13 protein-coding genes are annotated in these 14,099 nt (G+C 71.3%); 5 read left to right on the top strand and 8 right to left on the bottom strand.

Annotated features, from left to right (window positions below; translation table 11 throughout):
- Window positions 1-54: 54 nt before the first annotated feature.
- The gene (locus tag TN53_RS16390) at window positions 55-1,509 is read left to right on the top strand and encodes an MFS transporter (protein WP_046259231.1); all 1,455 of its coding nucleotides are present in this window, start codon (window positions 55-57) and stop codon (window positions 1,507-1,509) included.
- Complete coding sequence (locus tag TN53_RS16385; protein ID WP_046259230.1) at window positions 1,506-2,090, top strand: TetR/AcrR family transcriptional regulator; 585 nt, start codon at window positions 1,506-1,508, stop codon at window positions 2,088-2,090. The genes TN53_RS16390 and TN53_RS16385 overlap by 4 nt, the downstream gene beginning before the upstream one ends.
- Here the strand turns inward: TN53_RS16385 and TN53_RS16380 are convergent.
- Window positions 2,087-3,766 (bottom strand): cholesterol oxidase substrate-binding domain-containing protein, encoded by a 1,680-nt coding sequence (locus TN53_RS16380; RefSeq protein WP_046259229.1) that lies wholly within the window; start codon window positions 3,764-3,766, stop codon window positions 2,087-2,089. The genes TN53_RS16385 and TN53_RS16380 overlap by 4 nt on opposite strands.
- Before the next feature lie 138 nt (window positions 3,767-3,904).
- Here TN53_RS16380 and TN53_RS16375 point away from each other — a divergent pair, with 138 nt between their 5' ends.
- Window positions 3,905-4,888 carry an aldo/keto reductase gene (locus TN53_RS16375; RefSeq protein WP_046259228.1) on the top strand — a complete coding sequence of 328 codons (984 nt, stop codon included), beginning with the start codon at window positions 3,905-3,907 and terminating at the stop codon, window positions 4,886-4,888.
- Window positions 4,889-4,946: 58 nt separating this feature from the next.
- A complete protein-coding gene (locus tag TN53_RS16370; RefSeq protein WP_046259368.1) occupies window positions 4,947-5,435 on the top strand; it encodes a DUF6328 family protein in 489 nt (162 codons plus the stop codon).
- Between the two features lie 119 nt (window positions 5,436-5,554).
- Here TN53_RS16370 and TN53_RS16365 read toward each other — a convergent pair whose 3' ends face one another.
- The 3 genes from TN53_RS16365 to TN53_RS16355 form a co-directional block, all read right to left on the bottom strand.
- Window positions 5,555-5,980 carry an SsgA family sporulation/cell division regulator gene (locus TN53_RS16365; protein WP_046259227.1) on the bottom strand — a complete coding sequence of 142 codons (426 nt, stop codon included), beginning with the start codon at window positions 5,978-5,980 and terminating at the stop codon, window positions 5,555-5,557.
- Window positions 5,981-6,045: 65 nt separating this feature from the next.
- Complete coding sequence (locus TN53_RS16360; RefSeq protein ID WP_046259226.1) at window positions 6,046-7,080, bottom strand: hypothetical protein; 1,035 nt, start codon at window positions 7,078-7,080, stop codon at window positions 6,046-6,048.
- A gap of 95 nt (window positions 7,081-7,175) precedes the next feature.
- On the bottom strand, window positions 7,176-8,150 hold the full coding sequence (locus tag TN53_RS16355; RefSeq protein ID WP_046259225.1) for an LLM class F420-dependent oxidoreductase: 975 nt from the start codon (window positions 8,148-8,150) through the stop codon (window positions 7,176-7,178).
- Between the two features lie 84 nt (window positions 8,151-8,234).
- Between TN53_RS16355 and TN53_RS16350 the strand changes: the two genes are divergently transcribed.
- Entirely contained in the window at window positions 8,235-9,647 is a 1,413-nt protein-coding gene (locus TN53_RS16350; RefSeq protein WP_046259224.1) for a serine hydrolase domain-containing protein, read from the top strand.
- Here TN53_RS16350 and TN53_RS16345 read toward each other — a convergent pair.
- From TN53_RS16345 to TN53_RS16330, 4 genes are all read right to left on the bottom strand, one after another.
- The gene (locus TN53_RS16345; RefSeq protein ID WP_046259223.1) at window positions 9,639-11,246 is read right to left on the bottom strand and encodes a serine/threonine protein kinase; all 1,608 of its coding nucleotides are present in this window, start codon (window positions 11,244-11,246) and stop codon (window positions 9,639-9,641) included. The two genes, TN53_RS16350 and TN53_RS16345, sit on opposite strands and share 9 nt — an antisense overlap.
- A gap of 119 nt (window positions 11,247-11,365) precedes the next feature.
- Window positions 11,366-12,325 carry a threonine/serine dehydratase gene (locus TN53_RS16340; protein WP_046259222.1) on the bottom strand — a complete coding sequence of 320 codons (960 nt, stop codon included), beginning with the start codon at window positions 12,323-12,325 and terminating at the stop codon, window positions 11,366-11,368.
- A 98-nt stretch (window positions 12,326-12,423) separates the two neighbouring features.
- On the bottom strand, window positions 12,424-13,101 hold the full coding sequence (locus TN53_RS16335) for an AIM24 family protein (RefSeq protein WP_046259221.1): 678 nt from the start codon (window positions 13,099-13,101) through the stop codon (window positions 12,424-12,426).
- A gap of 57 nt (window positions 13,102-13,158) precedes the next feature.
- A partial coding sequence (locus TN53_RS16330; protein ID WP_046259220.1) for a CAP domain-containing protein occupies window positions 13,159-14,099 on the bottom strand: 941 nt, incomplete at its 5' end.

Here is a 14,099-nt window from a genome sequence, read left to right as displayed (position 1 = left end):
AATTCACCAGCTATGGTGAATTGCCATTCACCCATATTTTCCGCTGGAGCGCCGATGGACGAGCCCGCTGCCATACCCCGGCCCCTGCGAGAACGGCTGACGGTCCCGGTGCTGGCGTTCGGCGGCATCCTCATGGCCGTCATGCAGACCGTGGTCGTCCCGCTGCTGCCGGACCTGCCGCGGCTGACCGGTGCCTCACCCGGCGCCGTCTCCTGGATGGTCACCGCGACCCTGCTCGCCGGCGCCGTCCTCACCCCGGTCCTCGGCCGGGCCGGCGACATGTACGGCAAGCGCAGGGTGCTCATGGCGGCGCTGGGCCTGATGACCGTCGGCTCGGTGCTGTGCGCCCTGTCCTCCGACATCCGGGTGCTCATCGCCGCCCGCGCCCTGTCGGGCGCCGCATCCGCCGTCGTACCGCTGGCCATCAGCATTCTGCGCGACGAACTCCCGCCGGAACGCCGGGGCAACGCGGTGGCGCTGATGAGCTCGACCGTGGGCATCGGCGCGGCGCTGGGCCTGCCGCTCGCGGCGGTCATCGTGCAGTACGCGAACTGGCACGCGATGTTCTGGGTGACCGCCGGCCTGGGCGCGTTCGGCGTCACCTCGGTGTGGTGGGCGGTACGGGAGTCGCCGGTGCGGGAGCCCGGCCGGTTCGACGTGCCGGGCACCCTCGGCCTGGCCGCCGGGCTCGTGAGCCTGCTGCTCGGGGTGTCGCAGGGCGGGCAGTGGGGGTGGGGCAGCGCGCGGATCCTGGGACTCTTCGGCGCCGCCGCCGTCGTACTGGCCCTGTGGTGGTGGCAGCAGTTGCGGACCGAACGGCCCCTGGTCGATCTGCGGCTGGTGTCGAAGCCGCGGGTCGGGCTCTCGCATGTGGCCGCACTGCTGACCGGGTTCGCGTTCTACGCCAACTCCCTGGTCACGGCCCAGCTCGTGCAGGCGCCCCGGGCCACCGGGTACGGGCTCGGGCTGTCGATCGTCCAGACCGGTCTGGTGCTGCTCCCTGGCGGCTTCATCATGCTGTTGTTCTCGCCGGTCTCGGCCCGGATCTCCGCCTCCCGCGGACCGCGCGTCACGCTCGCCCTGGGGGCGCTGGTCATCGCGGCCGGCTATGCCGTGCGGATCGCCGACAGCCACGACCTGTGGATGATCATGGTCGGTGCGGCGGTCGTGGGCACCGGCACCACGCTGGCCTACTCGGCGCTGCCCACCCTCATCCTGCACGCCGTCCCGGCAGGCCAGACCGCCTCCGCCAACGGCGTCAACGTCCTGATGCGCACGATCGGGCAGGCGGTGTCGAGTGCCGTCGTCGCCGCGGTCCTGGTCCGCCACACCAGCCTGGTCGGCGGTGTTCCCGTGCCCGCCCTGGACGGCTATCTGCTGGCCTTCGGCGTCGCGGGTGCGGTCGCCCTGGCGGCGTGCGCGACCGCGCTGTGCATCCCCGCCGACCCGGAGGCGGGCGGAACACGCCGGGCCCGGGGAGCCCGCAAGGAGGTGATGGAGGGAGCATGAGTGCCGTGAGCACTCCACCGACCGCCGCCACGTCCGCACGCAGGGACGCCGAGGCGACCAAGGCGGCCATCCTCAGGTCGGCCCGCTATCTCCTGGCCCGCCACGCCCACGCCGACATCACCCTGAAGGCGGTCGCCGAACGCGCCGGTGTGAGCCCGCCGTTGATCCTGAAGTACTTCGGCAACAAGGACGCCCTCTTCGCCCGCGTCATGTCCTTCGAGGCCGACGCGGAAGCCCTGCTGGACGCACCCCTGCAAGAGCTGGGCCGGTACATGGTCCGCCACGTCCTGGAGAGCCAGAGCGAGCGCGGCGCAGACCCTCTGCTGCGCATCGCCTTCGCCCCGCTGCACGGCGAACAGGGCGACATCCTGCGCGCCAACTTCCGTGCCCAGGTCACCGAACGCCTCGCCGAACGCCTCACCGGCCCCGACAGCGGCCTGCGCGCCGAACTCGCCGTGGGCACCCTTCTCGGCCTCGGCGTGATGTACGGCATCGCCCGTGGCCCCCACCTCAGGGCGAGCACGCTCGACACCGTCATTGAGCGGTACGCACCCGTGGTCCAGGCCCAGCTCACGTCCTAGCCGAACAGCCGGTCCAGGAAGGCGTTGCCGTACACGCCGTGCGGGTCGAGACGGTCCAGGATGCCGGCCGCCCGCCCCCAGACGCCGTCACCGAGGGAGGCGGGCACCGCCGTGCCGAGCACCTGCTCGTCGTCCCACACCGCGTCGTCCGTGTAGGCCCAGCCCTTGGACCACTCGACGCGGGTCAGGGCCTCCGTGCCGTCGTGGCTGTCCAGCAGGAACTGCTCCAGCTCACGCAGGAACGCCTCCGCGTACGGGGTCCCCGGCAGCGTCAGCACGTCCAGCCAGACAGCGGTGTCCCACTGCGGGTGCCCACTGTCCGGCCGCAGTGCGGAGAGCAACGGGGCGCGGGCGCCGACGAGTTCGGCGTCGGCCGGGTCCTCCAGGCCCGTCACCCGGATCTCCACCGAGCCGTTGACCGGGAAACGTCCCAGGGCCGCGTACGTCGTGAGCCGTTCGCGGTAGAAGGCGGTGAACTCGGCCACGACACGCTGCACCTGGTCCCGGGAGATGAGCACCGCGTAGCCGTTGGCGTTGAGCCGCAGGGTGGTGGGCTTGATGTAGAGCAGCGTGTTCTTGGACGGCCCCCAGATGTCGGCGGACAGCGTCGCCACGAGCCCGAGCGCGGCCGTGTCGTACTGCGCGTTCCCGAGCACCGGCGCCAGATACCAGGCCGCGTCCGAGACCATCCGCCCGGCGAGGTCCGCCACCAGGGTCGGGACGTTGTCGGAGAACGGATAGTTGTACGGCGACGTCACGCGGCGCGAGGTGAGCGGCTTCGTCGGCTCGACGCTCCACACCTTGAGCCACGGGAACTCGGTGAAGGCGAACCAGATCGCCTCGACGCGCCCGGCCTCGTCCAGGTAGCTCGCGAGGGTGCGTCCGTCGCCGCCGGGCGCGGCGAAGAGCTCACCGGCCGGGATGTCCGTACGGCTGACACAGCGCAGGTTCGCGTTCGCGCCGACCCGCAGGACGACCTCCGTGACGAAGGTCCGCCCGAGATGGGTCAGCAGCGCGGCGGCGTCCGCCTCGTCACGTGCGAAGGTCCGCAGGACGTAGGCCCCGGAGCCCTCGTCCCACACGACCGCCGTCACCGACAGCACCCGGTTGCTCAGCGAGCCGTAGGTCTGGCCCGGCGGCCGTCGCTCGCCCTGTGCGGGGACGGCGCTGCCGTGCGCGTCGATCGCCAGGGCGCCGCCGAGGGTGAGGTCGCCGGGCGCGGGCGCGGCCGTCACACCGAGGCCGTGTCCCTCCAGGAAGGTCAGCAGGGACTCCATCGAGGCGCCGGCGCCGGCTCGCACGGCGCCGGCGGACTCCAGGGTCAGATCGGTGAGGTGCGCGGTCGTGTCGACGAGCAGCACGGGCGCGTCCGGCGAGGTGCCCTCCGTGACCGTCAGCGGGGACCAGCCGTGCGAGTGACCCCGGGCCCGCACCCGCCAGCCGCTGCGCCAGGCCCAGTTGACGACGGCGGCCACCTGGTCCCCGTCGGAAGGCGCACAGGCCCACAGCCCGGCGGCGGTGATCTCGCCGACCCAGTTCCGGTACGCCGAGCGGTAGAGCGCCACCTCGTCCGGGAAGCCGGGCAGTTCCTGCGCGGCGACGGCCGGATCGGCCGGCACGAGGGTCAGGGCGGCGGCACTGAGGAGAAAGCTTCTGCGGGTCCAGTTGTGGGTCACGGGGGTCAAGCTAGGGACTTGCTTGACAGAGAGCGCTTGCTCGTCGAGTTGATTCACTCGTGTGAGTGAATGATTTACAGGCGAGTCTCCGGAGGAGCCCGTTCCGCGCACAGAGGTGACGGATGACAGACTGACGCCATGGACGAGCGCACTTTCGGTAGGTCGGGTCAGCACGCATCCGTCGTCGGTCTCGGTACATGGCAGCTGGGTGCCGACTGGGGAGACGTCGACGACAAGGAAGCCCTTTCGGTACTGGAAACCGCCGCCGAGTCGGGCGTGACCTTCTTCGACACCGCCGATGTGTACGGCGACGGCCGCAGCGAGCAGACCATCGCCACGTTTCTGCGGAGCCGTCCCGACCTGCACGTCCTGGTCGCCACGAAGATGGGCCGCCGGGTCGACCAGATCCCGGAGAACTACGTCCTCGACAACTTCCGTGCCTGGAACGACCGTTCCCGCCGCAACCTCGGCGTCGACCGCCTCGACCTCGTCCAGCTGCACTGCCCGCCCACGCCGGTCTACTCGACGGACGCGGTGTACGACGCGCTGGACACCCTCGTCGAGGAGGAGCGCATCGCCGCGTACGGCGTCAGTGTGGAGACGTGCGAGGAAGCCCTGACCGCGATCGCCCGGCCGGGCGTGGCCGGTGTGCAGATCATCTTCAACGCGTTCCGCATGAAGCCGCTTCAGCGGGTGCTCCCGGCGGCGCAGGAGGCGGGCGTCGGCATCATCGTCCGGGTGCCCCTGGCCTCCGGTCTGCTGTCCGGCAAGTACACCAAGGACACCGTCTTCCCCGAGAACGACCACCGCGCCTACAACCGGCACGGCGAGTCCTTCGACGTCGGCGAGACCTTCTCCGGCGTCGACTACGCCACGGGCGTTGAGGCGGCCGCCGAGTTCTCCGCCCTCGCTCCCGAGGGATACACCCCGGCCCAGCTGGCACTGCGCTGGATCATCCAGCAGCCCGGCGTGACCACCGTGATCCCCGGCGCCCGCAACCCCGAACAGGCCCGCGCCAACGCGGCCGCCGCCGCGCTGCCGGAGCTGTCCGAGGACACGCTCACCGCGATCCGGGACCTCTACGAGGGGCGGATCAAGGACCAGGTCGAGAACCGCTGGTAGTCCATGGGGGCGGGAGCCCGGCTGTTTGAACGATCAGACGCCGGGTTACCCGTCCCGCATGGTGCAGGCTGCGGAGAGACGAACGGGACGCGACGAGACCGAGGACGAGCGGGCCGACCGTATGTGGGCCGAGCTCATGCAGGAGATCCGTGTCGCGCAGATGGGCGTGCAGATCCTGTTCGGCTTCCTGCTGACCGTCGTCTTCACACCGAAGTACGCCGACCTCGGCGACACCGAGAAGACGATCTACATCGTGACGGTCGTCCTCGGCGCCACCGCCACCGGCGCCCTCATCGGGCCGGTGTCCCTGCACCGCCTGGTGTCCGGGCGTCGCATCAAACCCCGCGCGGTGCAGTGGGCGGCCCGGCTGACCTTCGTCGGCCTGCTGCTGCTGCTCGCCACCACGGCCGCCTCACTCCTGCTGATCCTGCGGGTCGCCACCCACGACCCCTACGTGCCGTGGCTGGTCACCGCAGTGGTCGCGTGGTACCTGGTGTGCTGGTTCCTGCTGCCGCTGTGGATCCGGCGCCGCTACACGACGAAGTGAAGGCCCGCGCGGCCAGGAAGGCGTCCGCCGCCTGACCGCCGAGCACCACGGCCGGCCACGCCGGCATCTCGAAGACGACACCCCGTCAGCGGCGCCTGGCATGAGTACGGCTACCCGGTTCAGCCCCGTGCGATGACCTCCGCGAGGAAGTCGTCGACCTCGACGTCCTCCTGCCCCGGCAGCACGACCTCGTAGGTCCGGCTCAGGAACGCGGCGACCGTCGGGGCCCAGGCGAACACCACGGCGTGATGTCTGCCGCCGCCGGGCCGAGCGTCGCCGAGGAACTCCATGCGCAGCTCTTTGCCCGCGCCCGAGGACACGGGGCGCAGACGTACGTCGCCCAGCCCGACCGGTCCCGTCAGTCCCTGGGCGAGCATCTCGCGGTCGAGGCGCCACCGGGCGAGCACCCGGCCGTCGTGGCTGAACACCACCGTGACGGCGAACGGGTCGGAGGCGTCGTAGTCCAGGTGGGCGAGCACGGGGAAACGCCCCGTGTCGCCCGCCTGGAGCTGTACGACCAAGGTCTTGTGCGTCGAGAAGTTCACGTGAGGGCCTCCGGAAAGAACGGACGCGGTGCTGCCCTCAAGTACCCCTCTCACGCACGAAATGCTCACCCGTGAGGCTGATTCTCCCGAGCGTCGCGCAAGGACGTGATGCAGGCGCCGATGGCCTGCTGCAATTCCTCGAGCTGCTGGACCATGTCGTCCTCGTAGAAGTCCTGCGCGTCGTCGAAGGTCAGTTCCTCGAACACCTTCGTCGCCTTCTGGAGGCTGCTGTAGAACTTCGTCCGCCGTTCCTGGACACGGAGTTCGGGATCGGCCTCCACGGCCTCGACGACGAGGGTCTTCATGGTGCCGTAGGCCTCGGTGGCCCACTCGCCGGTGTCCTCGTCCTCGTCCAGCTCATCGAGGAGCGAAAGGTGCCGCTCGGCCTCCTGGCGGAGGTCGGCGGGCGCGTCGACGGTCTGTCCGGCGGGGGTCTTGATCTGGCCCGACTCGGCGATCTGACGGACGTAGCCGATGCGGTCGGCGGACCTGCTCTCGGTGGCGACGGCCTTCTTGAGGTCGTCGGTGCGCACGACGTCACGGGCCAACTCGGCCTGCAGGTCGGGGTCTTCGCGCACCCGGTCCAGGAGCGCCTGGCGGGCGGCCCGGGCGGTGGAAGGGTCGGCGAGGATCGCGGCGCGCAGCGCGGTGGGGTTCTCGGCGACCTCCAGCGCCTTCGTGGGCCGGATGCCCTCGGCCTCGGCGGCCTCTGCGATGGCGGTGCCGCGCTCGGAGGTGGCACTGTTGCGGGAGACGTAGTAGGTCAGCCACACATCGGCGTCCGGCAGCTCCTCCACCTCCTGGCCCGGTGCGAGCGCCTCGAAGTGCGGGACGAGACCGTCGTCGGCGGCCCGGTCCCACGCCTTGTAGTACCGCATGACACGGTCGGCGGAGCAGCCGGCGAGCTCGGCGAACTCCTTCGCGGACACCTTCGGCGTCTCGTCCGCGCCCTGGCCGCCGGGCCGTACGCTGCGCGCCACCATCAGCCCGAAGGCCCAGCCTCCGGTCCGCGCGTAGACGCCGAACTCACGAGCGTCCCGTGCCACGAGGTCGGACAGGGGGGCGGGGGACGTCTCGGACGGGGCGATGGCTAGGGTCACAGGTGACTCTCCTGGGTGGGGGCCGGTCGAACTGCACGAATGCAGGGAGGCAGCCTATATCCACCCATTGGCGATGCTTTGGCAAACCCCTGTGTCTAGTGGTCCAGGGCGTCGTGGAGCGCCGGCAGCAGCGTCTTCTCCGCCCAGTCCAGATACGCCGGCTGCGACTCGCCGCCGATCTGCACCAGGGCGATCTCCGTGAACCCGGCCTCCGCGTAGGGACGCACGGCCTCGACGAAGTCGTCCGGGTCGTCGCCGCACGGGATGGAGGCGGCGACGTCGTCCGGCGTCACGAACTGTGTGGCCCCCTCGAACGAATCGGGATGCGGCAGCTCCGAGTTGACCTTCCAGCCACCGCCGAACCAGCGGAACTGCGCGTGGGCGCGTTTCACGGCGGTGTCCCGGTCGGGGTCGTAGCAGACCGGCAGCTGGCCGACGCGCGGCTTGCCGGTACCGCCGTTGCGGTCGAAGGCGTCGAGGAGGCCGGCCTTGGGCTCCGTCGCGATCACCAGGTCCGCGAGCCGGCCCGCGAGGGCGCAGGACTGCTCGCCGGAGACCGCGATGCCCAGGGGCGGCGGTACGTCGGGCAGATCCCACAGCCGGGCGGACTCCACGTCGAAGTGCGTCCCGCGATGGTTCACATGTCCGCCCCGGAAGAGCGCCCGGATGATCTCGACCGCCTCCTCCAGCATCTCGTGCCGTACGTCCGCGGACGGCCAACCGCCGCCCACCACATGCTCGTTGAGATTCTCTCCCGAGCCGAGGCCCAGCCGGAAGCGGCCCTCGGAGAGCAATTGCATCGTCGCCGCCTTCTGTGCCACGACGGCCGGGTGGTAACGGAAGGTCGGACATGTCACGTACGTCATCAGCGGGATGCGTGAGGTCGCCTGCGCGGCGGCGCCCAGCACACTCCAGGCGTACGGCGAGTGACCCTGTGCACGCAGCCACGGAAAGTAGTGGTCCGAGGTCACCGAGAAGTCGAAGCCCACCTCTTCGGCCCGCACCACATGGTCGACGAGCTCACGGGGCCCGGCCTGCTCGGTCATCATCGTGTATCCGATTTGCACCATAAGGAGCGAGTCCCCGGGCTTCGGCACGGAAAACGGCCCGCAGGCGTCTGGATCATGACGTGATCGCCGGGGGAGGATGGTCGTATGAGTGTTCGCCCCTTGCCCACGAGCACCCCGTCCGCCGAAGGCATCGACGCGACCGGCGTGCAGGCCCTGCTCGACGCCCTCGAATCCGCCCCGGAAATCGAGCCGCACAGTCTGATGGTCCTGCGTCACGGCAAGGTCGTGGCGTCCGGATGGTGGGCGCCCTACACGGCCGACCGTCCCCATCTCCTGTACTCGCTCAGCAAGAGTTTCACCGCGACGGCCGCCGCCTTCGCCGTCGCCGAGGGACTGCTCCGGCTCGACGACCCGGTGATCTCGTACTTCCCGGAGTTCGACACCGACATCACCGACCCGCGCAGCCGCGCGATGCTCGTCCGGCACGTCACGACGATGGCCAGCGGTCATGAGGCCGAGACCCATGACCGGGCGCTGGCGACGGACCGCGACGAGCCGGTGCGCGGCTTCCTGCTGCTGCCGCCGGACCGTGACCCCGGCACGGTCTTCGCCTACAACCAGCCCGCCACCTACACCCTCGCCGCGATCGTCCAGCGGGTGACCGGCCGACCGCTGACCGAGTATCTGCGCCCGCGCCTTCTCGATCCCCTCGGCATCGGCGACGTGGCGTGGCTGCGCGGCCGCACCGGACGCGAGCTGGGCTACAGCGGACTGCACGCCACCACCGACGCGATCGCCCGGCTCGGCCAGTTGTACCTCCAGGACGGCGTGTGGGAGGGCGAGCGGCTGCTGTCGCGGGAGTGGGTCGCCGAGGCGACGCGGTCGCACATCGTCAACGGGGACGGCACCTGGACCGACTGGGCGCAGGGGTACGGCTTCCAGTTCTGGATGTCCCGGCACGGCTACCGCGGGGACGGGGCGTACGGGCAGTACTGCCTCGTGCTGCCCGAGCAGGACGCGGTGGTCGCGATCACCGGGGCCACCGAGGAGATGCAGAAGGTGCTGGACCTGGTCTGGAGCCATCTGCTGCCGGCGTTCGGCGCCGGCCCGCTGACCGGCCGCGCGGAGGACGATGTCGCGCTGGCCGAGCGGATGTCCCGGCTCGCGCTGCCGCCGGCGCCGGGCAAGCCCGCACCGCCTGAGCGGGCTCTCGCGTTCACGCCGTACGGCGGCGTCTGCGAGGGACTTCCGAAGCTGACGGCGGTCGAGGTCGACGCGGAGGGCCGGCGGCTGACCCTCGTCGAGGACGGCCACCGGCTGGAGCTGCGGTTCGGGGAGCCGGGCTGGACCGTCACCGACGGACCGGTTCCCGCGGCGGTGAGCGGAGGATGGAGCGGCCCGGACACCCTCGCCCTGGATGTGGCCCTCCTGGAGACCCCGCACCACGTCGACCTGACCTGCTCGCTCACGCACCGGACGTTCACCGCGCGGTGGAGCACCCAGCCGCTGCACAGCTCCCGTGTCCGCGCGATGCGCGCACCCCGCGACTCAGTCTGAGGGCACGCGGAACGTCCGCAGGATCGTGTCCAGGGTCTGCTGGTTGGCGTCGTCGTCCCAGTCGGACGCCGGAGTGGTCCAGCGCAGCGAGAAACCCTGGCCCGAGCCGAGGAGGAAGCCACGGCCCAGGGTGTGCAGGCGGGTGCCGTCGACGGTGGAGAGCCACTCCAGGTCGGCGGCCTCGCGGCCCTGGTACGTCGTCGCGCGGATCTCCCCGATCCGCTCGTAGTCGCCGGACTGCCGCAGCCTCGGTTCGACGTCGTCCCGCCAGACGGCCACCGGATCGTCCCCCACGCGCGTGCTGTAGGTGACCGCGAGCGTGCGCGGGTCGCCCTTCGCGCCGAGGACGACCCGGTACGCGAGGTCGTCCTGCTTCGTCGTGCTCAGCGCCTCCCAGCCCTCGGGGAGGGAGACGGAGAAGCCCTGCGGTGAGGTGTAGTGCTGGAACTCCGGTTGCGGAGCCGCCGGCGAGGCGCTCGTAGGAGTGGGTGTCGGCGTGGGCGTGGGACTCTGGGGCGTCGGCGTCGGGACGGGTGCCTGGCTGGGCTGTGCGGCCGGGACGGAGGCGGAGGCCGAGGCGGACGGTCTGGGCGTGGCCGCGTCGTTCGCGGAGTCGTCCGAGCCGCCGGGCAGTTCACGGGCCACGGCGACGACGGCCACCGCGACGGTGACGACGGCCAGCGCGGTGCCGGCGGCCATGGTGCGCCGGCTCCAGCCCGGCCCACCGGAGGTGAGGCCGCGCAGCCGGGACCGGGGGGCCGATGCCAGGGCGGCGTCGGGGTCCTCGGTGACGACACGGACGAGCGCCTCGCGGACCACCTGACGGTTCAGCCGCTCCCTGGAGTTCTTCCGGAGCAGCCCCTGCACGGTCTGGGTGAGCGGCCCGGCCCGCACCGGGCTGCGCAGCGGCAGCCGGTCCACGCCCTTCAGTGTGGTCTCCGGGCTGTCCCGGTCCCGGAAGGGCGGGCGACCTTCGACCATCGTGTACAGCATCGCGCCGAGCGCCCACAGGTCCGCGGCCGGCCCGATGCGCTCGTCGCGGGCCTGTTCCGGGGAGGCGTACGACGGTGCGCTGACCCGGGGTGCGAGCGTCGCGCCGGTCAGGCCGAAGCCGGTGACCACGACGGGGCCCTTGTCCCGCACGAACACCTGGCCGGGGCTGAGCTCGCCGTGGGTGATGCCCTCGCCGTGCCCGGCCTCCAGCACGTCGAGCAGTTCCAGGCCGATACGGGCCGCCCGCACGTAGCTGAACGTGCCTTCCCTTTCCAGGACTTCGCCCAGCGGGGTGCCCTCGATCCACTCGGTGACGGTCCACAGGGTGCCGTACTCCTCGACGGCGTCGACGACCGAGGCGAGCCGGTCCGGGCAGAGCCGTCCCATGGTCTCGGACATCCGGATGACCCGGGCGATCGCGCGGCGCGAGCTCTCGCCGTCCGGATCCGGTGGCAGCCCGATCTGTGTGAGCAGACATGGACGGCCGGCCTCGACGTCCTCGCCGTACCAGCAGACGCGGTTCGTTTCGCGGTGGAGGACCTCCAGGAGCCGGTACCTTCCGGCCACCAACTCGTGTGTGGAGACGTGCGCCTTGACCATGGTCATCCCTTGCTGAACCTGTCTCTCACCTTTCCCACAGGTACGGGGGGCGTGACGGGGTGCGTTCAGCGGAAAGCCGGGTGCTTTTCCTGATGGGCTGTCACGGGAAGGGATTTGACGAATGGTCAGAGCAATTCGAAACGTTCTGCCCAGGTTTTGACATCCCCGGTCGTCGCGTTGCCCCCGCACACCACCAGTCCCAGCCGGGCGTCGTCGCCCACCCGCTGAAGCACCCGCCGGGCCGCGGGCAGCAGACAGCCGGCGGCGGGCTCGGCCCACACCTTGGCGTGATCGGCGAGCTGCAGCGCACCCTGCACGGCCTCCCGGTCGGTGACCACGAGGACCTCGTCGACCAGGGCCGACACATGGTCGTACGTCAGTTGTGACACGGACGGCGCGCTGAGCGTGGACACGATCGACGACAGCGCGACCGGCACCGGACCGCCCGCGGCCAGTGCCTCGGACATGGCCTGGGCGCCTTCGGTCTCCACACCCCAGATCCGCAGACCCGGGCGCCGGGCGCGCAGCGCCGCCGCGACACCGGCGATCAGCCCGCCGCCCCCGATGCTGACGAGGACGTCGGTGAGTTCACCGGCGTCCTCGGCGAACTCCAGTCCCACGGTCCCCTGTCCGGCGATCACGAGCGGATCGTCGAAGGGGTGGACCAGGGTGAGGCCCTCGTCCCGCAACCGTGTCACCAGCGAGAACGCGCCGTCCATGTCGTCGGTCACCCGCACCGACGCACCGGCGTCCCTGGCGATCTCCACGGCGTGGGCGGGCGCCGAGCGCGGCATGACGACGGTGGCCTTCACATCGAGCGCCGCGGCCATCACCGCGAGGGCGATGCCGTGGTTGCCGCCGCTGACCGCCACGACTCCGGCGGCCCGCTCGGCGTCGGTGAGCGAGAGCAGCTTCGCCGTCGCGCCGCGCGCCTTGAACGAACCGGTGCGCTGGAGGAGTTCGAGCTTGGCGGTGACCGGAGCGCCGAGCAGGGCGGACAGCCCGGGGCTCGGCACGGTCGGGGTGCGGACGACGTGTGCGGCGATCCGCTCGGCCGCGGCTTCGATGTCGGAGATCCCGATCAAGACACTCAACCCTTCCGGCACGGACGATCCGCACCGCCTCGACCCTGGCGCGGTGCGCGGCACCGGTCAACACGGTTTCGGGCAGTGGGGTGGTCGGCTCAGTGCTGCTGCGGCTTCTGCGGTGTCGCCTCGCTCGGCCGTACGACGACGTACCCCTGGCCCTGGAGCATCAGCTGCACGGCCTCGCCCGACCCGCCGCGCAGCATCGACCCGATGGACTGCGAACGGTGCAGCGAGGTCTGCAGGCCGGCGGTCCAGCCCACGACCGCGTCCGTGTCGACGTACACCGGGTACTGCTGCGAGACCGGGATCACCAGCGGGTTGCCCTCGCACACCAGTCCCAGCCTGCCGCTGCCCGTGAAGACGCTGTTGAACAGACCGCCGCCCGAGATGCCCGCCCCCTTCACCGTGGAGATCCGGTACGACAACGAGGCGTCGAAGCACAGGACGTTGCGGCCGTTGACGGTGAACTCGTCGCCCGGGTCGACCTCGACGACGAAGCAGTTCTGCGCCTCCTGCGCGAACCAGGCCTCACCCTGGCCGCGCACGGTCATCAGCGGCAGTCCCTCACCGGTGACCGCGCGCTTCAGCATCCCGCCGACGCCCTGGCCCTTGCGCTCGAACTGGAGGTTGCCGCGGTAGGCGATCATCGCCCCCTGCCGGGCGAGCATCTCGCCGTTCACCGTGTACCTGATGCACTTCGCGTTCTCGACGGACATGCCCGGCGTCGTGGCCGGCTGGACCATGTGCTCACTGGAAAAGAGGTCACCCTTCATGGGGGCATGGTGTCCCGGACGTTTCCGTTCCGCCATGGGGCCCACCGGCGTGTCGGTTCAGGCGCCGAAGAGTTGTGTCCAGTACGTGCCCGACGAGCCGCCGCCCGCGAAGCCGATCCCGATATGGGTGAAGTCGGGTTTGAGGATGTTGGCGCGATGGCCCGGGCTGTTCATCCAGCCCTCCACGACTTCGGCGGGGGACCGCTGACCGCAGGCGATGTTCTCGCCGATCGAGCGCCGCCTCGACCCCGCGGCGGCCGCCCGGTCCCAGGGCCGGCTGCCGTCCGGCGACGTGTGGGAGTAGAAGGCGCGAGCGATCATGTCGGCGCTGTGGGCCTGTGCGGCGGTGGTGAGGAAGGGATCGACGGCCAGGGGCGGCAGGCCGTGCCGGGTACGTTCGCGGTTGGTGAGGTCGACGACCTCCGACGCCGTACGGCTCAGGTCGCCCGGTGTGAGGGGCCTGGCCCACAGCGCCGTCCAGTAGGTGTCGCCGGTGCGGCCGTCGAAGGCGTGGGCCAGGCCCGCGTGGGTGAAGGCCGGGTCGCCGAGGGTCCGGCGGGGCTGGGCGGTGCGCAGACAGTAGTCGACGAACTCGGCGGGGGTGCGCGGGCCGGAGACGAGGTGTTCGCCGACGGTGACGTACGCGTACCCGGTGGCGGTGAGGCGCTGGTAGACGGAGATGCCGTCGGCGCCCTGGACGCCGAGGCTTCGGGCCGCGGCCATCGCGGAGGCGTGGGCCTGGGCGGCGGAGGTGAGGCGGGGGTCGGGGGAGACGGGCGGGGAACCGGCGGCGGCGCGGGCGGAGTTGACCAGGGCGAGGAATGCGTCGGGGGCGGGGGAGGGACTGTGCAGTCCGACGGGGCTCGGGGGTGTGCGTGGGGCCATGGGCGGCCGCGAGGGCATCGGCGGGGGGCTGGGGGGCGGTGAGGCCCCGGGCGGCGGGGGGGGCGGGCGCGGGTCCCCGGGGGCATCCCCCCCCAAGACCCCTGCCAGGGCCC

The sequence above is a fragment of the Streptomyces sp. WM6386 genome, assembly GCF_000972385.1.
Lineage (GTDB): Bacteria > Actinomycetota > Actinomycetes > Streptomycetales > Streptomycetaceae > Streptomyces.
This window is presented reverse-complemented; position numbering and strand designations above follow the sequence as displayed.